This window comes from Bacillus sp. Marseille-P3661 (assembly GCF_900240995.1).
In the GTDB taxonomy this organism is placed as follows: domain Bacteria; phylum Bacillota; class Bacilli; order Bacillales; family Bacillaceae_J; genus OESV01.
The window spans coordinates 179,637-203,595 of record NZ_LT965959.1 but is presented as its reverse complement, the minus strand read 5'-3'; the positions used below and the strand labels follow the sequence as shown (position 1 = coordinate 203,595).

The following is a 23,959-nucleotide window of genomic DNA, read 5'->3' as shown; positions in this document are numbered from 1 at the left end:
TTTAAAGGTAGAGTTATTTTAGAATGGGAATTGGCGATACTTTGTTTGCACAGATACCCACTTCGTAGTCGTGAACTCTCCGACTACCCAAGGGTTACCAAAACGACCTAACCCACTCGATTTATTTCCTCCAAATGGAATATTTGGTGCGTCGTTTACAGTTTGGTCATTAATATGTGTCATACCCGCATCCACTTGTAGTGCAAGCTCTTCCCCTTTTTCTAAATCCTTTGTGAAAATAGCTGAGCTTAAGCCGTGTTCTGTATTATTTGCGATTTCAATTGCAATCTCATCTGATTGCGCTTTAATAATCGTTGCGATTGGCGCAAAGAGCTCACTTTGAGCTAGATTGCTAGACGGGTCTACATCAGTGAAGACAGTTGGTGTTAATACATTGCCAACCTTTTTACCTTCCAATGCGACTGTTACACCGTCTTTTTTCGCTTGCTCAATAAAGTTGAGTGCTTTTTCCATTTGACGTTCATTCACAAGCGGCCCAATTACTGTTGTTGGATCTGTTTGATCCCCATAAGGAAGGGCTTTAGCCCGCTCTACAAATTTTTCAACAAATTCATCATAAACATCTTGATGAACGATAATACGATTAATAATCATACAAATTTGACCTTGGTGAATGAACTTTCCAAAAACCGCTGCGTTTACAGCCTGATCAACATCAGCATCTGATAATACAACTAAAGGACTATTACCACCCAATTCAAGTGCAACACGTTTTAGGTTTCTTCCGGCAATTTCACCAATGTGTCTACCAACTGCAGTGGATCCTGTGAAACTAATTAACTTAGAATGAGGATTTGTCAGCATATCATCGCCAATTTCTTCAATATCCGTTAGAATCATATTGAACACACCCTTTGGCAAACCAGCAAATTCAAATGCTTTTGCCAAAATAACACCACCAGATAAACCAACTTGGATATCAGGCTTGTGTACAACGCTATTGCCTAATGCAATCGCTGGGGCAATTGTTCTCATTGATAGATTCATAGGGAAGTTAAATGGAGAAATCGATGCAATAACTCCTAATGGCAGACGATAGATTTTGTTAACCTTCCCTTCAGGTCCACCTGGTACTTCGCGAGATGTACCCACCTCATCAGCATATTTTATTGCTTCCTCCAAAAATTCCATAGTCAGGTGGTGTTCTACATTCGCCTTTAATATAGTGCCACCTGTTTCTCTACTTAAGATTTGAACAATCTCATCATGATTTTCTTTTAAATAGTCCGCTGCCTTTTGTAAAACCTCTCTTCTTTCCTCAACGGTTGTTTTTGCCCAGCTTTTTTGAGCTTCCGCAGCTAACTCAAAGGCTTCCTCAACCTGTTTGGATGTTGCCAATTTCACAGATGTAATCACAGATTTATCATAAGGATTTACAATATCATAGGATCTGCTGCTTAAACCTTCCTCCCACTTACCATTGATAAAACTTTTGTTTAATCTCTCTACAGACTCACCATTTAAAAAGCTTTTGTTTAATCCTTCTACATTACTCATAAAATACACCCCATATTTTTATTTTTAATTTTTAGAAAACGCTTTCTGTAACTGATAGAAAAGCGGGTGGGCTTACCACCACACTTGTACTATTTATTTCATCAAGGTAACAGCTTTATCGCCAAAATCTACATCCTTTTCTGGATGAATGGCAGGTAAATACACATCTAGCACAGCTGCTCTTCCTTCTTTAATGGCTTGTAAAGCATTTTGTAGAGCTCCCTTTACGTCTTTAGGGTCTTTTACTGTTTGTGCATATGCTCCGCCTGCAGCTTCAGCAACTTTCGCATAATCTGTCACAGGACCAAAATCTACATGAAACTCGCTCATTTCATTAGCAACGCCATCAGGATGAACACCTAATGTTGATAGCTTAGGAGATTTCCAGCCTCTATTATTATAGATAACTGTTAAAAACGGAGTATTATACTTTCTTGCCATCCAATGAACGGTTGAAGGTACACTAAACATATACGATCCATCACCAGTTAAAGAAATAACTGTTTTATCCTTATATGCAAGCTTTACCCCAATTGCTGCCCCACCATGCCAGCCCAGCGAACCCGCACCACTGCTAATGATAGAACCGGGTTTATTAGACCTAATATGTTTATATATGATAGGGTAATTGGAAATCCCCTCATTTAAAATAATTGTATTTTCATCAACAATTTCACGAATACAAGAGGTGAGATATTCTGGTGTAATATACTCAGAATTAATTTGCTCGAGTTCTTGCTCTTCTTCAACTTGTTGTTGATGAATGTTTGATATCTTTCCTCGTCTTGTTACAATTTCCGTTTTATCTAAGCTCTCGTTGTCTAGCATTTCATTGATTTGCCTTAATGCAATCTTACAATCGGCATAAAAAGATCTCTTCGATTTAATGTACCATAACGGCATTTGCTGCTTTAACGGATCAACATCAATATGGTAAATAATACAATCCCCATTTGGTTTATGTTTCATTGGAATCCAAGGTACGTCACTATCTAACACGAGAATTACGTCAGCATCCGTTAACAGTTCTATTTTGTCTGGAGAATTCCACCATTGGTACCCACAGTGAAGTGAGTGATCACCCGGAAAGTTCATATAGCTTGGAACCGATTCAATTACCGGAATTGAAAGTGACTCACATAATTTTACTAACTCTTCAACAGCTTCTCGTTCTCTTCCTAAATATGAGGTAATAACTAGTGGTTTTTTTGCCTTTTTCAAATCAGCTACAATATTTTTTACATCTTCTGCTGGAAGTGCTGCAGATGCAAGCGGCTCCCACTGATTTGTGTCAATATTAACTTTTTGAGTTGTTTCTTCCATTACTTCTCTAGGCCCAACTAAATAGACAGGCCCCTTTGGGTTGCTTTTCGCAATTTGCAAGGATCTATGAACAAGCTGCTTTACGTTACTTCCCGTTCTTATTTCGTTATCGTATTTTGTGTAACCCCTTACAATTCCGCGTTGGTCATGTACGTCCTGAAGCCAATGAATGAATTCATTTCTGCTCCCTAGCAGTTCTCCCTCCTGGGTATATGGTGATGCACCAGCAAAAATTAAAACCGGAATTCTTCCTTTTGCTGCATTATGAATGGCACCACCTAGGTTTTGTGTTCCGCATTCAACGTGAACTACAACCGCTTGTGGTTCACCAGTCATTTGTGCATATGAACTTGCTGCAGTTAAAGCAACCATTTCATGCGGACATGTAATAACCTCAGGAAATTTTTTATTTTGTTTTTTAGCTAATGCTAATGCTTCGATCATAGCTGGATGATCACTGCCAAGGTTTGCAAATATATAAGAAACCCCTGCTTCTTGTAAGGCTTCTAAAAAGGCCGTACTCGTTGTATAGTTTTCGGACATGATCTATTTACCCCTTTCATTAATTATCGGAAATTTTTGATAAATTAATTGTATAACGGGTAATTCCATAGTACAATTCTATTATATCTATTCATTTGATTGGTTTTAACTATAGTTATATTAGAAAAGGTGTATATTATGGAACTTCGTCTCCTAGAATATTTCATGGCAGTATGTAAGGAGCTACATTTTACGAAGGCTGCTGAAAAGTTAGGAATAAGTCAACCAACCCTAAGTCAGCAGATAAAGCTTTTAGAAGATCGATTAGAAACGCAGTTATTTAAACGTGTCGGCCGAAAAATATTAATTACTGAAGCTGGCAAAATTTTACTAAAACATTCTGAACAAATTTTTCAAGAATTAAAACAAGCTGAGTTAGAGATAAAGGAGCTAAAAGGATTTCAAAGAGGAAAACTAACGATTGGATGTTCAGGTAATTTATTACTTCACTCATCTATCCTTTCCTTTCATAAGCAATACCCCAAAATTTCACTTTCTGTTATAGATACAACTACTACTGAGACTGTTAAACAAGTAGTAAATGGGAATTTTGATTTAGGGGTTATTTTCCTGCCAACGGAAGAGCCGCAGCTTGAAACAAAGAAATTGTTCAGCTCCGAAATGAAGGTAGTTATCGCAGAGGACCATAAATTTGCAAAAAAAACTTCAATAAAATTGATTGAAATAATTGAGGAACCTATATTCTTATTGCAAAAAAACTATTGGTTACGAAAAGAAGTAGATAACTTTTGTAAAAAGCAAGGTATTCCCCTTACACCAGTAGTAGAATCATCTGATACATTTTCACTTATAGAAATGACCGTCCAAAACAAAGGAATATGCATACTCCCTCATTCTTATATTATCAACATGAAGAATGATAAAATAAAAACACTTACTATACTAGACGAATTGCCTAAGCAAGAATTGGGGTTAATTTATCGAAAAAACGAGAAATTAAGCCCGATTGCAAATGCCTTCATGGAACACTTAATTGATAATTACAATGAATAGCAAAAAAGTGGCGCCCCTAAGGGGGCACCACTTTTTGATTGGTAAACTTATATTAGTTAACAGAATACTGGTTCGATAATAGTAGCTCCAGCAGGTTGTGCCATACGGTCTAGAACTAATGCAAGTGTTTCACGGAATGTTTCCGAGAACCCTTGACCACATGCTGCAAGTACTTCCTCAGCAAGAGCCAAAATTTCTCCTACTGTAACGCAATCATCTGCATCAAAACCTAAAGCTACTGCTTGCGCAGAAGTAAGGTCTACGACATAGCTCAATAATACGCCGCCTACACAGCCAAACTCTGTGTTAGTAGAGATACAAGTGTTTAATAGGTTTGCAAGATATTGACGGAGGATTGCATTTAGATTCCCAAGGATATTTTGCGGAGCTCCAGGACATGTTACTGCTAACGCAGCTGCAGCCCCAGCTTCTGTTAATAGAGCGCGAATCTCTGTTGCACAAGTTTCAAGTGCTGCAGTATTCGGACATGGTTCGCCTACATCCGGACAAGCAACTATTGGTTCTAGAATACCGTCGAAAAATTCAGATCTTTGTCTGATACACTGTACAGCACTACAAACCTCAGCATCGGAAAATGTATCAGTACCAAACTCTGGCCCTTCTACGCCCATTCCAGAAAAAGAACCCTAAAGAACGAGGACAAAATGGTCTTTTAGCCAATTTATTCACTTCCTTTCATTGTTATTACTACATATATATTTTCGCTACGGAATCATACTAGGTTCATAGATTAAATTTTCGAAAATAATTACTTTGTCCAAAGTTATATTAAACTAGTTTTTAACACAAGAGTTTATGAGTGGTTTGAATAATATAATAGAAATACTTTTGTGAAAAGAGTGAAGATAAATGGAATTTTCAATGGACAAATGGACGAAACATAAAGCTCTCATTAAAAATGAACAACTGAAGCCTTATCTTCCTGAGACAACACTTTTAGATAAGGAAACCTTTTGGGATTTAATGGAGCGATACGGTAAAGTTGTTGTTAAGCCTAGTATGGGGAGCTTTGGCAGAGGTGTAACCTATATAAAAAAGGCTGAGGATAACGAATACGAATTTTGGTCTGAAATGAATAAGGTTCGAACTAACGGGAAAGAACAAACCTTTCAAAATGTTCAACGCTATTTAATTAAAGAAGAAAATATTGTTCAGCAAGCAGTTACAGTAGGTCAAATAAAGGGAGCTCCATTTGATTTACGAGTAATGGTTCAACGAAAGAAAGGCTCTCGTAAATGGGCTGTCACTGGGATGGTTGCAAAAGTCGCAGCCGAAAACTATTTTGTAACAAATGCTGCAGGGAGAGTATTGCATGTTCAAGCTGCATTTGAAGAATCAAATATAAAAACCATTGATAGCAATGCCCTAATTAAAGAAATTGAGAACATTGCACTTCTAGCAGCCAAACAATTATCAAGATATTACCCTAAACAACGAGTGTTTGGATTAGATATCGGAATTGATATAGAAGGAAAGCCTTGGATCTTCGAAGCAAACTGTAATCCATTTCTTGTCCTTTTTGAAATATTAAAAGATGAGAAGATGTTGAATAAAATAAAAGAGTTTAAAAGAAATCGAGGTAGAAGTAGGATGGTCAGATATAAGAAGAGGAAAGGCAATTAAGCTTTTGAGAGGACCAGAGGGACAGGTCCCGTGGCTCGCCTGCCCTATACAAATGAGCCAACGGACCTGTCCCTCTGGTTTGTCCCTCTGGTTTGAGAAACCTCATTTTTTGACTGTTAGCAAAATGTTAGCATTGTTATATTTTCACATACCACTTTTTCCTTTAAAACAACCTCTTTGACAACTTAGGTAAATAAGAACCTAAAACAACCGAACGGGATAAAGTAAATAGGGTAAATGCTATCCACAGCCCATGATTACCCAAAATCGGAATGAGTACGTATATTAATACAATAAATAGAATCATAGAAACCATTAGTGAATTTCTAATTTGAGCTGCTTCTGTTGCTCCAGAAAAAACACCATTTAAGATAATTCCCCAAAATCCTACAATAGGAAATAATAAAAGCCAGCCTTGGTATTGTAAGATACATTGTATTACTTCTTCAATTGAAGTAAACAGAGGATATATGACAGAAGAAAAAATAAATAAAAACAATGCCAAAACAATACCTGATATTATTCCCCACTTTGCAGATACCTTTAACGTATCTACAAATAATTGGTTGTTATTTGAACCGATAGCTCTACCAATTAGTATACTACTCGCATTTCCAAAACCACCTAAGGCATATGCCATAATAAAATGTATTTGAAACAAAATTGCATTAGCTGCAAGCTCCACTTCACCCATCTGTGCCCCTTTTGCGGTAAAAAGCGTATATACAGTTAACAAGCAAATCGACCTAATAAACAAATCACGGTTTACTTTTATCATTTTCATAAATACTGTTTTTTCAAAAATGTTTTTTATTAGATGGATTTCTGTGATATCTACTAACTTTAATTTTATTAATATGAAAATTCCAACCAATGTTACTCCGACTTCTGCAATTAAACTTGCTAAAGCCACACCAGTAACTCCCATATTCAAAACATTCACAAACACAACATCTAATACTATATTTACTAAATTCATCCCTATTTGCATATATACAGTTAATTTTACATGTGACGAGCCAATTAACCATCCCAAAATAACATAACTCATCAGTGCAAAAGGCGCACCCCAAATACGAATATCGTAATACAATGCTGCTTGTTCAGCTACATTAGACGTGGGGTTTATAATCTTTAATGCTGCCCATTTAATAGGTTCTTGGAGAAGGATAAATAGTATACCAATCACCGTCGCAATTAACATCGGTCTTAATAAGGAGTAGAGTAGTTCAGTATGATTATTAGCACCGTGCGCTTGAGAAGTGAAACCTGATGTACTCACTCTTAAAAAACCAAGCACCCAATATAAAGTATTGAATATTAAACTACCAACGGCCACTCCACCTATAAAAATTGGATTAGGAAGCTGACCAACTACCGCAGTATCAACTGCTCCAAGAAGAGGTGTTGTCATCTGAGATATAATAATGGGAATAGCTAATACCATGTATTGTTTATTCGATAAAGATGTCTTTATTGGGTTTGAAACCATAGAGCTTTGTAGATTCATAGAACTTCCCCTTTAAACAACAAAAATGTCACAGGAATTTAAAAGGTTGTGACATTAATGCTTCGTACTATTTCTGATTTTGCATCTTCAATCTTTATTTATATGCTTTGCATTATACCATTCTTCGTAAGTGTACGAAAACGTGGGTGCTCAGAAAGAATGGAGTCTCTTAATCGTTTAACTATAGGTTGTTTGGAGGAAAAAAATTGGTCTTTCGAATCGTAAAGCTCAATTAATTCACCTTTCTCAAGAACACCTATACGATCAGAAATTGAAAAAGCAGCTTTAATATCATGTGTAATAAAAAGATAAGATAACCCGAAGTCATCTTTTAATTCGCTTAATAGTTTTAAAATTAAGCTTTGTGTCACCATGTCTAAACTACTTACTGATTCATCAAGTACGATTAACTTCGGTTTAAGAGCAATTGCTCTTGCAATATTAATCCTTTGTAATTGTCCGCCACTAAATTGATTCGGATATTTTTTCAAGTCGTTTTCGCTTAATCCTACTCTTTCCAATAACTCAATAACATTTTTTCTTAGTTCTGCTTTCGTTAGTTTTTCATAATTCTCTAATGGCTCGTTTATAATACGTTCAGCTGTCATGCGCGGATTAACCGATGAATAGGAGTCTTGAAAAACAACTTGCAGATCACGGCGTAATTTTTGTCGAGTTAACTTATCAGATTTATAGATATCATTTCCTTGAAACAAAACCTGGCCTTGCTGTGGACGTTGAATCCCGAGAATCACTTTTCCTAAGGTACTTTTACCCGCTCCACTTGAACCAATTAACCCTAAACATGTTCCTTCTTCAATAGCAAAGGAAATATTATTAAGAACTTTATTGGGTTGATCCTTTCCTTTAAAAATCACCCTAGTATTAAAGCTTAGATTTACTTGTTTTACCTCTAATAAGCTCAATGGTTTCACCCCTTAAAAGATGCAATTGATCTATCATAACGTATAGGTATAGGGTTGTTTTTGAGAATATAAAGTCGGCCTTGTCCTTAACAGCTTTTTCGTGTACTCATGTTTTGGATTATCAAATAATTCTATTACATTTGCGGTTTCAATAATTCTTCCATGTTGCAACACGATTACATCATCTGCCATTTCTGATATGACTCCAAGATCATGAGAAATAAGTAAAATAGCTGTGCCATATTCAGAACGAATATTTTCTAATAAACGAAGTACTAATAATTGACTATGAAGATCAAGAGCTGTAGTTGGCTCATCTGCAATAATAACGGAGGGTTGTAAGCATGCGGCCATGGCAATCATCACTCGTTGAAGCATCCCCCCACTCAATTCAAAAGGGTAGTTTTTCAATAATTTATCAGGAGCAGGCAAATTTACACTTTCCATCACATCAATTGCAAGCTCCTTTGCTTGCTTTTTATTTAGTGTTGTATGAGCTTTAATTGTTTCAATAAATTGATGCCCTATTGTAAAAACGGGAGTAAAAGCATTCATCGGATTTTGCATAATAAATGCAATATCCTTACCTCGAACTTTCCGCATTTCTTTATTGTCTAAGCCATTCAATTCCCTACCTCTTAGTGTGATGCTCCCTTTGACATTCATGCTTTTCCTATTGTGTAACTGTAGGATAGACATACTTGTAACAGTTTTGCCACTACCGCTTTCCCCAACAAGACCTAGGATCTTACCTTCTTCAATACCAAAATTAATACCATGAACAAGCGTGGAGTAACCTTCTTGAGTTCTTACTTGAACATGTAAGTCTCTTACATTTAGAATATTTCTTTCTTTCATTTCCATTATTATCCGTCCTTTATATTAGCGGCGTTTAACTCCAAATCGTTCGGATAGTGATTCACCTAATAAATTAAAGGTAACAACGACTAGCATAATCATTAAACCCGGGTATACCATTAATGCTGGAGATGTTCTGATATATGATTTCCCTTCGTGAATCATCGCCCCCCACTCTGGTGTAGGAGGTTGCACACCCAAACCTAAAAAGGACATGGATGATAAATTCATAATCGACCAACCCATTTCTAATGTTCCCATGACCGCTAGCGATGGAAGGACGTTAGGTATAATATGTTTTTTCATTATAGTCCATGTAGAAGAACCACTAATTCTAGCTGCAGTAATATAGTTCTCTTCTTTCAGGCTTAGAACCATCCCTCGAATTACCCTTGCGTAATAAACCCATTGTACGAGAATTAATCCTAAAACGACTTGTTTAAGACCTGCTCCCCAAATGCCAACAAAACCAAGAACAAACAAAAGGCTTGGAATCGCCATCAGACCATCACCGAATCTCATTAATAATTGATCAACCCAACCACCTTTATACCCAGCAATAATACCAATAATCAACCCAATAGTTAAAGCTGAAATAAAAATCAGCGTAGCAAACCCTAGCGAAATCCGCGCTCCATATAGAATACGCGATAACGTACATCGACCTAAATGATCAGTTCCTAATGGGTAATCCAAAGAAGGTTTCTGTAGCTTATGAGCTAAATTGACAGCGATAGGGTCATTAGGCGCAAGCCACGGAGCAAGGATCGTGATCAAAAATAACACGCACAGTACTAGGGAACATATGAAAATCACTTTTTGACTTTTTAATATACCACGAAACATTGCTATCATTGATACTGCCTTCCTTTTCTAGAAATACGTGGATCAATATACATTTGTATAAGGTCGACAATTAAGTTGCTTATAAGGAATAAACCCGCTGCTAATAGCACATAGCCTTGAATAACAGGAACATCACGGTTAAAAATAGCCTCAATAAAATATCGTCCAAACCCTGGCCATGAAAAGACTGCTTCTACAATGATAGCTCCAGTCATTAAGTTCCCTAAATTCATTCCTAGCCCAGTAATCATAGGAGAAATGGCAATTCTTAATACATGCTTTCCCATTATGATGTTTTCATGAATCCCTCTCGTCCGTGCAAAAAGCACATAAGACTCTTCTAAGTTCTCCAGAACACTTGCACGTAGAAGTCGAGTATATAAAGCTATTAAAGGAAAAGCCAATGTAAGTGAAGGTAAAATTAAATGTTTCCAAGTTCCCGTACCTTCTACTGGGAAAAGATCTAGTTTTACAGAAAAGAAAAAGATGAATAAATATCCAAGCCAAAACGATGGAATGGATGCTCCAATAAAAGAGAGGAATCGACTAAAATGGTCAATTCCACTGTTCTTTTTTATACCTGCTAAAAAACCAATAGGAACACTTACTAAGATCGCGATCAAAAGACTACCTACAGTTAACTGAATAGTTGCTGGCATTCGTGAAGAAATCTCTTCCCATACAGGTTTATTCGTAACATAAGATATGCCAAAGTCAAGTTGGCATATCTTAATAATGGCGTTCACATATTGGATATGGATCGGTTGATCTAAGCCGAACTCATGTCTCTTTTGTTCCAACATCTCATCTGTTGCTTGGATATGTGCAGCAGTAAAGTAGGCCTCAGCTGGATCTACTGGTGATAAATTAATCATTCCAAATGTAAGTAGAGTAGCCACAAGAAAGATTGGAACGATGGTGATTATTCGTTTCAAGACATAAGTACCCATGAAAACCTCTCCTGTCGCTTACTTGTTTACGCTAATTCCTGCAAATGGATGTTCATCTCGGTTTGCAGGGAATGTAAAATTGGAAACATCCTTTTGATAGATTGCTATTTTCTTAATATAAGAAATTGGTACAATAGCACCCTGCTCTTGTAATGAGCCTAAAATTGCCGTGTAAAGTTGTTGACGCTCATTCTCATCAGTTGTTTGTTGAACCTCAGCGATTTGTTTCATTAACTCTTCCTTGTTAGGATAGGATGAAATAACTTCTCTAAATCCAAATCCTTCTGTGGCCATCATGTTTACAAACGTATGAGGGTCATATGGAGCACCAAAGTTACTATAGAAATTCATATCGAACTCATTAGCTTTGAATCTTTCCACTTGAGTGGTAAGCTCAACTCCGTCAATATTTAGTTTTACACCTAAGCCCGCCCACTCAGCTTGTAATGTTTCAGCCATTGTTTTTTGGATTACTTCAGCAGAGTTATACATTAACTCAATTTCAAGTGGTTCCCCGTCTTTTTCACGTACATTTTTACCTTCAGGCAAAATCCACCCTGCTTCGTCTAATAATTGTTTCGCTTTTTCAACATTATATTCAACCGTGGTCGCAGCAACATTTGAAGTGTAAGGTAAGTTTGTTGGTAGGATATAGTCAGCCTTCTCTTCCAAACCAGATGTCACGCCCTCAACCATTGCTTGTTTGTTAAATCCATAATGTAATGCTTGACGAACACGTATATCGGAAAGCTGTTCATTATTCGTATTCATAACTAGTTGTCTAGTAGCAATTGGTTCAGAAATGCTAGTTTCATAGGAACCTGTCGACTCTAATTGCTTAAAAGAATCTATACTGATAACACCCTCACCGTAAACAAGGTCTAAGTCCCCTTTTTCAAAAGCAAGTACGCGTGTCTCTGCATCAGGAATAACTTTGACTTTAATTTTCTCAACACTTGGGAGTTCTCCCCAATAATTTTCATTTCGCTTAAAAGTAGCATATTCATCTACTTTATATTCATCTAATACCCATGGACCAGTTCCTACTGGTTCTGCAATACCTTTTCCAGTGTCACCATCTTGTGGGAACCCTGCCTCACCTAGGAATCGAACTGGTCGTACGACAGCTAACTCCTGAATAGTAGGGTAATATGGTTCTGATAATGTTAATTTGAAAGAATATTCATCGATAACCTCTGTTTGTGCTATCTTTGAGATAAATCCTAACCAGCCATGCATTTTTGCATTTTTTAATATTGCATCAAAATTCTTTTTCACATTCTCTGCATTGAAATTTGTACCATCTGAGAATTTGACATCTTGACGTAATTTAAATATGTACTCTTTTCCATCTTCAGAAATCTCCCATGATTCAGCTAAATGTGGTTTTAACTCGCCACCATCTTGGTAGCTAACTAAAGGTTCATAAATCATAGATTGAGCAAATAATTGTGATGGATTATAGACATGCGGATTCATTTCACCTATGTCTCTTGGCCAAGCAAAAGTAATCATATTGCTACTTTCACTTTCACTAGTAGAATCTGACTCTGTGTTTTCTACTGATTCACTTGAACAACCAAGTAAAGTTATGGATAAAATAAGAATGATTACAGACATAAATAAATATCGTTTTGACATAAAAGCTACCCCTCCTAAGTTGATAATGATAACTATTATCAATAGTAATGTTTGAACATTTGGTTGTCAATATAATTTGAAATTTTCCGCTAAGTAAAATATTGCCGATTAATTGATAAACTTACAAATCATTGCTCACAACATATCATCACTACTTACTATACGGGTGTTCAATAAAAGCGATTGATAGATAGTAGACATTTTGATGATGGCCTGCCTTCTTTTTCAAAATATCCACCCTAGAAATTACACCCATGCTATCCGCACTAAAAAAGCCCTTCAAGATTCATTGAATTCTTGAAAGGCTTGATGTAATACCGTTTACCTGCAAATCATTTCATCACAATTTAAGTCATTTCTAACAAATAGCAGCATAAATGCCTTAAGTATAATCGTAATTATTAAAACAATTCCGTTAAATTATATACCCTTTTAAATTCTTCATAATCCAAGTCAAGTTGCTCACAATAGGTCTTAACTTCTTGAAAGAAATTAAAATCCTCTTCAGCTGGTCTATCTCTATTTTCCCAGAAATAATTTAACATTTTCACTAGCTCTTGAAAAGCTTTGACTTTCTCTACACTACTCACGTTCTTCACCATTCCTTCATATAAAACTGTGTCTGTTTTTAGAATAATTCAAAAATTTCACATAGGATATAATCCTCAGTTTAACTGTTAATAATTATTATAACATTTTTTCACTTATTGACAAAAGGATCAGAAACCATTCTTCTAATATATTGTAGATTTTCAATAAATTAACTGCTTGCTAAAATGTTAATTGATGCACTAAATGGAGTTTGGATTGACAAATTTTCCAGTTTGGTTGCCTATAACCTCGCCGTCTTTCATAATTGTTTTTCCTCTTAATATAGTTTGAACAGGCATCCCTTTAACTTCCCATCCGTCAAAAGCTGTAATTTTGCTTTTACTATGCAGTAAATCTTCTTTAAGAGTATGCTTTTTTTCTAAGTCAATTATTGTTATATCAGCATCAGTTCCTACCTGCAGTGAGCCTTTTTGAGGAAAAATATCAAACTGTTTCGCTGGATTTTCAGATAGTAAAGCGGCTAATTCGTTTAAAGTTACTTCACCATTATTTACAGCATCTATCATCATAGGCACCAGCGTTTCTACTCCGCACATTCCAGCAGGGATAGACCATAAATCTCCAGTTTTCTCGTCCTTTGTATGAGGAGCATGGTCAGAACAAACAATTGAAATAACTTTTTTCCTAATACCTTCCCAGAGCATATCCTGATCCTGCTGGTTTTTTATTAGTGGATAGACTTTCATCTTTGCCCCTATGTCCTCATAATTCTCATCAGTTAGAAATAGATATTGCGGGCAAGTTTCCGTTGATATATTGTAGCCCTTGGCTTGCGCTTCCTGAATTAATTTTACTCCCTCTTTCGTTGTTAGATGCAGAATGTGGAGCTTAGTTCCTAGTTCCCTTGCAAATGATATGGCTGTTTGAATAGTCGTTTCTTCTGCAAGATGAGGTCTGCTCTTTAAAAACTTCTTATAACTATTATCATTTATATCTGCTTTCTTACTTAGTCCTTGAATTAACTCATGATTTTCAGCATGAATTGCCAGGGTTTTACCTGTCTTTGCAACCTCTTCAAAGATGTAGTATATATCCCCTTCATCTGGAGGTGAAATGATATCCTCCATATCTGACGAGTAATTGTATACTAGTTGATAGGTTTCCTTATTTATAGCGTAACCCCAAAAGAATTTAAAGCCTATCGCACCCGCTTGATGTAAGCCTTCAATTTCATGAATGTTTAAATTCCCTAAACTAATAGCCCATATTCCAAAATCAACATGTGCTTTAGAGGAGAGGTTCCTTACTTGGTTGTTAAAATTTTCAACAGTATTTGTCGGTGGGGTTGTATTTGGCATTTCAAAAATAGTTGTAATACCTCCAGCCGCCGCTGCCATACTGGAAAAATAAAAATCTTCCTTATGGGTTGGACCTGGATCTCTAGAATGAACATGTACATCAATGAGCCCTGGTAATACGTACAAACCCTTTGCATCCGTTACTTCCTTTGCATCACCTTCTAAAAGCTCCCGGCTAATAGCTGAAATCTTGCCGTTGTATATATAAATATTTGCTTTATACGTTTCATGCGGAGTTACAATGGTTCCGTTTTTAATAATATGATCCCAAATCATAGTTTTTCTCCTTTTATATTTTTTTAGTTAAGACCGCCCTATAATGATATTGAATTTATTAAATGCAATTGTCTACAAATTCTAATATAGGTTAGGCTTAACTCGAACCCAATAATAGGAATTGTAAGTAGCTCTACATAACCTGGTTGTAAAGTGTTTAGCGTGACAATCTTGTAAGGTTTTTGAGACACCACAAGCTGCTTAGGAGAAAAAGGGGCCAGTGCTTTTAAACACTAAACCCAATGGTTCAATCTTGAATTTAAACTGTATACTTTTGGAACCGAAATGCACTATGACAAAACCCTAAGCTACTTATTATAAAGTAAAGATTCCCCCGCAATGCCAGGCTTGGTCATTTCATAGGGGTCAAGTATCAAATCCAATTCTTCCTCAGTTAAAACATCATATTTGATACATAAATCACGGACAGATTCACCATTTAAAATGGCATCTCTAGCAATCCGTGCTACAACCTCATAGCCTAAATGAGGGTTAACAGCAGTAATAACACCTACACTTTTTTCAATATCTTTTTCAAGTTTATCTTTGTCTGCCTCAATTCCTACTACACAATAGTCTGTAAAGACACGGAAGGCATTATTCATTATGCTGATCGATTGCAGTAAATTAAAAACAAGAACAGGTTCCATTACGTTCAATTCAAGTTGCCCTGCCTCAGAGGCTAGACAAATAGTATGGTCGTTACCAATCACTTGAAAAGCTACTTGATTGATTAATTCCGGCATGACCGGATTTACTTTACCAGGCATAATGGACGACCCTGGCTGACGTGCCGGTAATTTAATTTCATTAAAACCGACACGTGGTCCTGAAGCCATTAATCTTAAATCGTTTGCAATTTTTGACATATTCATCATGCAAACCTTTAAGGCCGCAGATACTTCCGTATAAGCATCAGTATTTTGAGTAGCATCTACGAGATTTTCTGTATTCACCAATGGAAAACCACTAATATTTGCTAGATGGCGGACTACGCTTTTTATATAATTTGGATTTGCATTTAATCCTGTACCTACAGCAGTTGCACCCATATTTACCTCATACAAGTTTGCTTTTGTATTGGTAATCCTTTTGATATCTCGTTCTATCACCCTTCTATAAGCTTCAAATTCTTGACCAAGACGTATTGGCACAGCATCTTGCAAATGTGTTCTTCCCATTTTGATGATATGATCAAACTCTTTGGCTTTATTAGAGAAAGCTTCATGCATATCTGACATCGTAGCTAGCAACTTATCCAACAAAGTAAGAGTAGCAAGATGGATTGCAGTTGGAAATGAATCGTTCGTGGATTGCGACATATTAACGTGTGAATTCGGGCTCAAGTGGAGATAATCCCCTTTTTCTTTTCCCATTAATTCAAGACCTCTATTTGCAATCACTTCGTTTGTATTCATGTTAAAGGATGTTCCTGCGCCCCCCTGAATAGGATCAACTATAAAGTGGTCATGCCATTTACCTTCTATTATTTCTTCCGTTGCACTTACGATAATATTGCCTAATCCTTCGTAAAGCCTGCCAACCTCCATATTAGCCAGTGCTGCAGACTTTTTAATCATGGCCATTGCTATTATTAATTCCTGATGCATCTTATATCCAGTAATAGGGAAATTTTCAACAGCTCGTAAAGTTTGTATACCATAGTAAGCATCTGCAGGTACCTCTTTACTGCCTAAAAAGTCTTTTTCTGTTCGAGTATTTGTCATGATTAAAGCACAACTCCTTTTACAGGATTATTAAATTCCTTAAGTGCACTTAATACACTTAACGTGGCAAGTTGACTAGTCTTTGGGTTTTGGGGTGATGCTTTGTTTTCAAACTTAAAAGTAAATTCTCCGCAATCCCCAACTACCTTTATTTCATGGGTGTTCCTTTTAACAGAAGGGCTAGCTATGATTTTAACTTGCGTTCTTTCATGTCCTATACCAGAAAGACTTAATGCTGCTGCTACATTTATATTCGCTGGAAATGCTTTGGCGGCATCCATTGCGTTCCCATTAAACAATTCGAGATCACATTGAAGATGATCTAAATCAAATCCTTTTTCAACAACATACGGTGCACCTTTAAGTGCATGGGGCGGCTTTCTAGTAATCAATTCAACAGATTCCAAGCCTCCAAAAGCCGCACTCCTTATCGCATCAAGCCCACCTATCGCTCCAGATGGAAGAATAACTTGAGCACCTGTTCTCCGTGAAAGTTCTACCACTTTTTCAAAAATTTCTTGTTCACATAAGGCCCCTACACTAATTAACATAATATGCTTACCCAATTCCAAGTAGGATAGCATATAATCTTTTACAGCCTGTTGGCCTGCAGCTTCAATCACTAAATCGATTTCAGTAACATCTAACTTTTTAGGGTCCGTTATCCACTTACAATTTGCATGCTCTGCAAGTTGCTTTACTTTTTTTATATTTCGTGTTGAACCGATAAGGGTATGTAGCTTAATGTCACCTGCTTCACCCCTAATAATTGCTTCAGTAATGAAGGATCCCATATTTCCACATCCAAGGATTGCAACATTCAAAGTCATCGGATACCCTCCTCCTTTATTTACAACTTAATTATTTTCAATATTTAGAAAATTGGTTAATAGTGAGACCCCTGTTAAAATGACAGCTAAAGACCACCACATAATTTGATAAGACCCGCTTAAATCGACAATTAAACCTGCCAATGGGGTTCCAAGAATGGCTCCAAAATTTGTAATGGTTAAACCAACACCGCTTGTTAAGCCTACATCAGACTTTTTAGCACTTTCCGAAAGCATCATCATGAATATTCCATTCCAACCTTGTGTAGTAAAACCTAGCAAAAAGGATAAAACGCAAACTACTACCACTGGCATCATCCCATTTACAAAACCAAGCAAAGCTAACATAAACCCAGAGAATATGCCAATAAATGTAAGGATCTTCTTCCTTTGCCTATTGAAAAAATTATCGCTAATATATCCCCATATTCCTCTGCCTAATACCCCACCGCAATATACAAGACCAAGGCAAAGAGTAGATACGAATAATGAGAATTTAATCGACTGATAAAGATAGATTACTATAAACGTAGTAACACTTACTTGAACACAAATATAAAATGAAACGACAATTCCAAGCACTATAACCTTTTTATTCAATAAAGCTTCCTTCAGTTTCGCATAGGGGTTGTCCACCGCAAAATCTACTTTTATATCACGTTGATTTTTTAAAAAGTAAGCTAAACTAACAAGAAGGAGAATGTTACCTATAACAAAAAGTGAGATGTTCCACGAGTAATGATGGGCCATTAACGGCAAGATAAAAGTTGCAATAACTACTCCTAAGGGTACACCCATTTGCTTGATCCCCATTGCTGTACCTCTATTTTGTATAGGAAACTCATCCATAATGCATCGGTTTGTTGCAGGCGTAATTCCGCCATAACCAACACCAAAACAAACTAATAATGCAATAATAGCGATATAACTTGTTGTAAAAAGAAAAATATAAAGGACTCCTACCATAATTAAACAAAAAAGTGTTAACGTATTTCTAACCCCGATCCTATCTGTAACTACTCCTGATGGAATCGAAATGATGCTTGAACCTAAAAACATCGCTGATGTCATATAACCAACTTCAACTTTAGTTAACATAAATTCACTTTGAATAAACGGGATTAAGCTAGCATACCCATGGTAGGCTAAAGCGGACATAACTTGAATAGATAATATCCAAATTAAATTCTTTGTCCACAAACGTTGAATGTGTCCTTGTTCGATTTCAATTTCCACGGTGTCGCCTTCCTTCAATTGTTAAGAAATAAAAGGAGAACAACAATGTTCCCCCTTACTTCCCTCTAATAATCCCAATATTATCTTTAATCTCAATTTCTGTACCAAAAGGTTTAGATAAGTCTTGCAACTTCTCTAATGCTTGGCTAGTCTTTGATAATACAGGCCATCCTTTTTTATATCTTGGCATCTCAAAACCGAGATCAATTGGGTATAGTTTCAATTCTTCCAACTTCCCATCTTTCATTGTCCAAAATGGGATGACAGATTCCCAAACATCAGGATTAACACCCAATCCTTTATTCCCATTATCACTTCTTTTATCAAACGCATCGGCCACATTGTCTTCAAAGCCCATACCGTATTTTTCATAAAAGTCATGTGGTAATTTTGAAACAGTATCATTTTGAAAAATAAAGTTACCTAGACTATAGAATATTGGTCGTTCTTTATAAATCTCAATGCCTCTTAAAATATGAGGACCGTGCCCTATGACGGCATGCGCACCATGATCAATACATGTTCTAGAAAACTCTTTTATAAACTCAATTGGCTTACTCTTATCTTCGCCTTCCATCTCATGTGAATGTATGCTTACTATTACATAATCTGCTTGGCGTTTAGCTTCCGAAATAGCTTTAAGTATTCTGTCTAAATCCCTTTTTGCCGGCTTTGTTCTTTTGCCTTCATCTTCACCGACTTCAAATTCATATGCTCCAAATTTAAAGGAATTCTCACCGGAAGCAACAGCAAACCCTTCCTTTACTGCTAAATTATAATCCGCATTTATATCTGTAAGGGCAGAGATTTCTTTTAACTGCTCCAACTTTTCTTTAGAAACTACATATTTTGTTGTAAATCTTAATGGGTTAACGCCTGGTCGACCTTCTACATCCGAACGTTGTTCACCTGCTGCCCAAGTTTCATGAAAAGTTGACGTTGCCGCAATTAAAGCAATCCGACCTGATGGACAGTCAAGATATTTGGGGGCACTTGCTTCAGCTAAGTTTTTTCCAACACCAGCATGAACAAATCCATATTGATTGATATATTTGTCAGTTGCTTCAAGACCACCATATGAATAATCAAGTGTATGATTATTTGCCCATGCTAACGTATTAAAACCATAGCTCTTAATATCTTCTAATACGCCCGGTTCAGCAATAGCCCATGTTCCGCCACTAACTGCTGAAGGAAAACCCTCAAAGTTATGGGCCGTCACTTCAAAATTTGTGAATCGAAACTCACCTTGATTGATAATTCTTGTTAAATTGCGGAATTCTTCAGAATCAGTTGATGGTAAGCGGCGTGTAATAAAGCTATCCCCAGTCGCAACAAAAGTCATGGAATTAGTCATTTTGAGACACCATCCTTTGGTCAATAAGTTTGATATAATTTGTTAAAACATCAATACCATTTAAAATATCGGAGGTTTTGGCATATTCATTTGGATGATGGCTAATACCGTCCTTACAAGGAATAAACAGCATTCCACTCTTCCATTTTGCTGCCATATTCATGGCATCATGTCCTGCGCCACTCATAATTTTCATGTGAGATTTATTAGAAATTCCTGCTACCTCCATTAAATCATTCATTACTTGTTCGTTCATTAGTACGGCTGGTTCATTTGCTATTTCAATTAATTTTATATCCACACCGGTGGAGGCAGATAAAGATTTACAATAATTTTCGAACTTAGTTTGACTTTGCTGTTTTAGTTGGTCATTTGTACTACGAATATCTATTCCTAACGTTACAGACCCTGGAATAACGTTCATAACATTCGGAGAGACATCGGCCGTTGTAACGGTTGAAACGAAATGATCCTTTTGGGATTCACTTTTACCTAATTCTTCAATAAAAGTTATGATCCGTCCGGCTATTGCCATGGCATCCTTCCTATATTCCATTAGCGTACTACCTGAATGGCTAGCAACACCATTAATCTGAACTTTATATCTCAAAGGACTGGATATTCCTGATACTATTCCCACGTTACAATCAGCATTTTCTAGTACTATTCCCTGTTCAATATGCAATTCAACAAATGAGTGTAATTCGCTACCTTTTCTTTCAGCTCTGCTAATTTCTGAGAGATTTACTCCAATATGTTCCATAGCATCTTGAATCGTTGTTCCATCAGGATCTGTTAAATGTTTAATTTTATCTATTTCCAGTTGACCGGTCATTGCTTTGCTGCCAATGGTTGGGACGCCAAATCGTGATGATTCCTCAGATATAAAACAAATGACTTCTATAGTATGACTAGGTGTGTATTTTAGCGATTGCAATTGTTTTATAACCCCTAAACCCGCTAATACTCCTGCTGCTCCGTCATAGGCACCACCATTTTTTACAGTATCAAGGTGGGAACCTGTGGCGATATGGGGTAATGTAGGGTTTGACCCAGGCCACTGAGCAATTAGATTACCAATTTCATCTTTTCTAATTACTAAATTTAGTTCATTAGCAATTTCAATGAATGCTTTCATTGCAAGTTGTTCTTCTTCACTAAAACCTAATCTGGTGTATCCGCCATTTTCATCTCTAGTAGTCTGTGGATTCAACATCTGCAATTTTTCGTCTAACCAATGCAACATCCTAATGACCTCCATTCAATTTTTCAGATGATAAAACGAGGCGTGTTAATATTTCTGAACCGATTTTTAAAACATCCTCATTAATATCAAATAATGGATCATGGTGCCCCGCAGGAATAGGAGAACCAAATAATAAGTAGGATGCCTTCCCTCCTTGCTCTTGTACTCTATTAATCATGTACACTGCATCTTCTGATCCATTTAAATCCATATTGGAAACTAGTGAAGTAACGCCAGATACTGCTTCAATCTCAGATTGAATAAATGGAATTAATTCTTCATTTGATTGAGCCCCAGGAGCTTGACCTGCAACTTTCCATTCACATTCAACATCATATACTTTAGCCATATTTTCGATTATTCTAATCGCTTCTTTTGTCATATATTCGTTCAACTTAGTTGTTTCTCCACGAGTTTCAATCGCCATCGTGGCATAATCCGGAATTACATTTCTACCTGAACCGGCATTTAATTTACCAACATTTATTCTCGTTTTCCCTTGACTATGTCTAGATATTCCATGAAGATGTAAACTTGCTGATGCAGCTGCTAATAATGCATTTCTACCATTTTCAGGCTTATCTCCAGCATGGGCAGCCTGTCCTTTGTAGGTTACGTCCAACTTAGTAGTAGCCAGAAAACCTCCTACTGTAGCTACTATTTCACCGAGTTTGAAGCTCTGAAAGGCAATATGTCCACTATAGAAATAGTCAACCCCATCTAACCAGCCTTTTTCAACCATAGCTTTTGCACCACGTACACCTTCTTCTGCTGGTTGAAATAACAGCCTAACTTCACCATGAAGTCGATCAACATTTTCCATCAATAACTTTGCTACACCTAAACCGATGGCAGCATGGCCATCATGACCACAAGCATGCATCATGCCTTCATGTACAGAACGGAATCCTTTTTGAACCGGTACATGATGATCTGCTTTGCTTTCAAGTATATCTAATGAATCAATATCAAACCTTAATGCAACAACAGGACCAGGGTTTGGTGATTGAATGACACCAACAACTCCTGTATGTCCTCCTTTCATTAAGTCAAGCCATTTCGGAGCAACACCCTCCGAAATAGCCCTTTCTTCATGGAGTTTCAATACATCTTCGTTCGGTACACCCATACGCGCTTCTGAATGGACTGCATCTTTTCCAACATAGACTTTATATCCATAGCTTTCAAGCAGACTGGCAATCTTGGCAGACGTTCTGTATTCCAGCCAGCCCGATTCCGGGTATCTATGAAAGTCTCTACGTAATTCTATTAATTCTTTCTCTAAACTTTCTAAACCCTTTAACAAATTCATCATGGTCCAACCTTCCCGCTATCATTCAACTAACATAAGACTTAATTCCGGCCATACAATAATGATAATTAGCACAGCTATCATTAAGAATATATATGGAACAATAGCCTTAATTACGTTTTCAAGTTTTTCCTTAGCAACTCCACTAACAACAAATAAATTTAAGCCAACTGGTGGCGTTATCATAGCCAACTCCAGGTTCACAACGATAATAACAGCAAAGTGAATAGGATTGATTCCCAATTGTCCTAATATCGGGAAGAAAAGTGGCATTGTAATTAAGATAATGGCAACACCTTCAAGGAAAGTCCCAAGAATGAACAGCAAAATATTAACCATTGCCAAGAACATCCATTTATTAAAGTTGCTGTCAATAATCCAACTAGCAATTGCTTGAGGGATTTGATTGTTCGTTAAATATAATCCGAAGATGATCGCAGCAGCAATGATCATAAAAATCATTGAAGTTAATTGAACTGTTTCTACTAAAACCGGTTTAATATCTTTTATTTTAATTTCTTTATAAATAAATATCGACACTATTAATCCATAAACACATGCAATTACAGCAGACTCTGTTGGCGTTGCAATCCCGCCGTAAATCGTATAAAAAATGATGAAAGGTAATAAGCCGCCCGGTATTGCCTTAATACTAGCCGCTTTCCTTTCACTCCAAGATGCTTGCGGTAATTTTCCAAAGTTATTCTTTCTTGCATAAATAATCGCACTTGTGATTAATACCAAACCTAAGAAAATCCCCGGTAGTATACCTGCAATAAATAGGTCACCGATTGAAGTACCCGTCACTGCACCATATAAGATGAAAGATAATGATGGCGGAATCAGAATTCCTAATGTCCCACCTGCAGCAACTAATCCCATCGCATACTTTTTACTATATCCGGCATTCATCATTCCCGGTATCATGATAGAACCAATGGCAGCAGCCGTAGCCGGACTGGATCCTGAAATAGCAGCAAAAATCATACAAGCTAAAATCGTAACGACCGCCATACCACCGGAAATATGTCCAACCCAGGACTTTAAAAATTCTATCAAATATTTCGCAATTCCACCTCTAGTCATGATGATTCCAGCGAATATAAATCCTGGGATTGCCATTAACGTGGTGGAGTCTAACCCATTATATATTTTCTGTGTAACAGTTATTAAATTAAAGTCTTGGACGTAAAACATAATCAAGGATGATATTGCCAATGCAAACGCGACCGGCACTCGTAAGATTAAGAATACTACGAATATCAAAAATACTAACCATTCCATTATATTCC

At 36.7% G+C, this 23,959-nt stretch carries 20 protein-coding genes; 2 read left to right on the top strand and 18 right to left on the bottom strand.

Annotated elements, in window-relative coordinates:
• Positions 1–18: 18 nt before the first annotated feature.
• Together C1724_RS24925 and C1724_RS24920 are read right to left on the bottom strand one after the other, a co-directional pair.
• Positions 19–1,518, bottom strand: a complete 1,500-nt coding sequence (locus tag C1724_RS24925; RefSeq protein WP_102349690.1) for an aldehyde dehydrogenase family protein — start codon at positions 1,516–1,518, stop codon at positions 19–21.
• A 93-nt stretch (positions 1,519–1,611) separates the two neighbouring features.
• Positions 1,612–3,384 (bottom strand): thiamine pyrophosphate-requiring protein, encoded by a 1,773-nt coding sequence (locus C1724_RS24920; RefSeq protein ID WP_102349688.1) that lies wholly within the window; start codon positions 3,382–3,384, stop codon positions 1,612–1,614.
• Between the two features lie 138 nt (positions 3,385–3,522).
• On the opposite strand from C1724_RS24920, the gene C1724_RS24915 reads away from it, so the two are divergent.
• Positions 3,523–4,398 (top strand): LysR family transcriptional regulator, encoded by an 876-nt coding sequence (locus tag C1724_RS24915; RefSeq protein WP_102349686.1) that lies wholly within the window; start codon positions 3,523–3,525, stop codon positions 4,396–4,398.
• Between the two features lie 56 nt (positions 4,399–4,454).
• Here the strand turns inward: C1724_RS24915 and C1724_RS24910 are convergent, their stop codons facing one another.
• Positions 4,455–5,030, bottom strand: coding sequence for a hypothetical protein (locus C1724_RS24910; RefSeq protein WP_102349685.1), 576 nt, complete (start codon positions 5,028–5,030; stop codon positions 4,455–4,457).
• Between the two features lie 238 nt (positions 5,031–5,268).
• On the opposite strand from C1724_RS24910, the gene C1724_RS24905 reads away from it, so the two are divergent.
• Positions 5,269–6,042: a YheC/YheD family protein gene (locus C1724_RS24905; RefSeq protein ID WP_102349683.1), complete on the top strand. Its 774-nt coding sequence runs from the start codon at positions 5,269–5,271 to the stop codon at positions 6,040–6,042.
• Between the two features lie 163 nt (positions 6,043–6,205).
• On the opposite strand, the gene C1724_RS24900 is transcribed toward C1724_RS24905, so the two are convergent.
• The 15 genes from C1724_RS24900 to C1724_RS24830 form a co-directional block, all read right to left on the bottom strand.
• A complete protein-coding gene (locus C1724_RS24900) occupies positions 6,206–7,552 on the bottom strand; it encodes an MATE family efflux transporter (protein ID WP_102349681.1) in 1,347 nt (448 codons plus the stop codon).
• Between the two features lie 98 nt (positions 7,553–7,650).
• Positions 7,651–8,478, bottom strand: coding sequence for a nickel import ATP-binding protein NikE (nikE, locus tag C1724_RS24895; protein ID WP_102349679.1), 828 nt, complete (start codon positions 8,476–8,478; stop codon positions 7,651–7,653).
• Between the two features lie 33 nt (positions 8,479–8,511).
• Positions 8,512–9,342, bottom strand: a complete 831-nt coding sequence (locus tag C1724_RS24890) for an ABC transporter ATP-binding protein (protein WP_102349677.1) — start codon at positions 9,340–9,342, stop codon at positions 8,512–8,514.
• A gap of 18 nt (positions 9,343–9,360) precedes the next feature.
• Complete coding sequence (gene nikC / locus C1724_RS24885; RefSeq protein ID WP_102349675.1) at positions 9,361–10,191, bottom strand: nickel ABC transporter permease subunit NikC; 831 nt, start codon at positions 10,189–10,191, stop codon at positions 9,361–9,363.
• Positions 10,188–11,132: a nickel ABC transporter permease subunit NikB gene (nikB, locus tag C1724_RS24880; RefSeq protein WP_102349673.1), complete on the bottom strand. Its 945-nt coding sequence runs from the start codon at positions 11,130–11,132 to the stop codon at positions 10,188–10,190. Before nikB ends, nikC begins: the two co-directional genes overlap by 4 nt.
• Before the next feature lie 18 nt (positions 11,133–11,150).
• On the bottom strand, positions 11,151–12,773 hold the full coding sequence (gene nikA, locus C1724_RS24875; protein WP_258000528.1) for a nickel ABC transporter substrate-binding protein: 1,623 nt from the start codon (positions 12,771–12,773) through the stop codon (positions 11,151–11,153).
• A 401-nt stretch (positions 12,774–13,174) separates the two neighbouring features.
• Positions 13,175–13,375 (bottom strand): hypothetical protein, encoded by a 201-nt coding sequence (locus tag C1724_RS24870; RefSeq protein WP_180994439.1) that lies wholly within the window; start codon positions 13,373–13,375, stop codon positions 13,175–13,177.
• A gap of 189 nt (positions 13,376–13,564) precedes the next feature.
• On the bottom strand, positions 13,565–14,959 hold the full coding sequence (allB, locus tag C1724_RS24865; RefSeq protein WP_102349669.1) for an allantoinase AllB: 1,395 nt from the start codon (positions 14,957–14,959) through the stop codon (positions 13,565–13,567).
• 308 nt (positions 14,960–15,267) lie between these two features.
• On the bottom strand, positions 15,268–16,686 hold the full coding sequence (aspA, locus tag C1724_RS24860; RefSeq protein WP_102349667.1) for an aspartate ammonia-lyase: 1,419 nt from the start codon (positions 16,684–16,686) through the stop codon (positions 15,268–15,270).
• 2 nt (positions 16,687–16,688) lie between these two features.
• On the bottom strand, positions 16,689–17,516 hold the full coding sequence (gene nadX / locus C1724_RS24855) for an aspartate dehydrogenase (protein WP_102349665.1): 828 nt from the start codon (positions 17,514–17,516) through the stop codon (positions 16,689–16,691).
• Between the two features lie 27 nt (positions 17,517–17,543).
• Entirely contained in the window at positions 17,544–18,752 is a 1,209-nt protein-coding gene (locus C1724_RS24850; RefSeq protein WP_102349663.1) for an MFS transporter, read from the bottom strand.
• A 55-nt stretch (positions 18,753–18,807) separates the two neighbouring features.
• On the bottom strand, positions 18,808–20,109 hold the full coding sequence (locus tag C1724_RS24845; protein WP_102349661.1) for a CapA family protein: 1,302 nt from the start codon (positions 20,107–20,109) through the stop codon (positions 18,808–18,810).
• On the bottom strand, positions 20,102–21,355 hold the full coding sequence (locus tag C1724_RS24840; RefSeq protein ID WP_180994438.1) for a M20 family metallo-hydrolase: 1,254 nt from the start codon (positions 21,353–21,355) through the stop codon (positions 20,102–20,104). The genes C1724_RS24845 and C1724_RS24840 overlap by 8 nt, the downstream gene beginning before the upstream one ends.
• Position 21,356: 1 nt before the next feature.
• Complete coding sequence (locus C1724_RS24835; protein ID WP_258000527.1) at positions 21,357–22,670, bottom strand: amidohydrolase; 1,314 nt, start codon at positions 22,668–22,670, stop codon at positions 21,357–21,359.
• Between the two features lie 18 nt (positions 22,671–22,688).
• A complete protein-coding gene (locus C1724_RS24830; protein ID WP_180994437.1) occupies positions 22,689–23,951 on the bottom strand; it encodes a TRAP transporter large permease in 1,263 nt (420 codons plus the stop codon).
• Positions 23,952–23,959 lie beyond the last annotated feature (8 nt).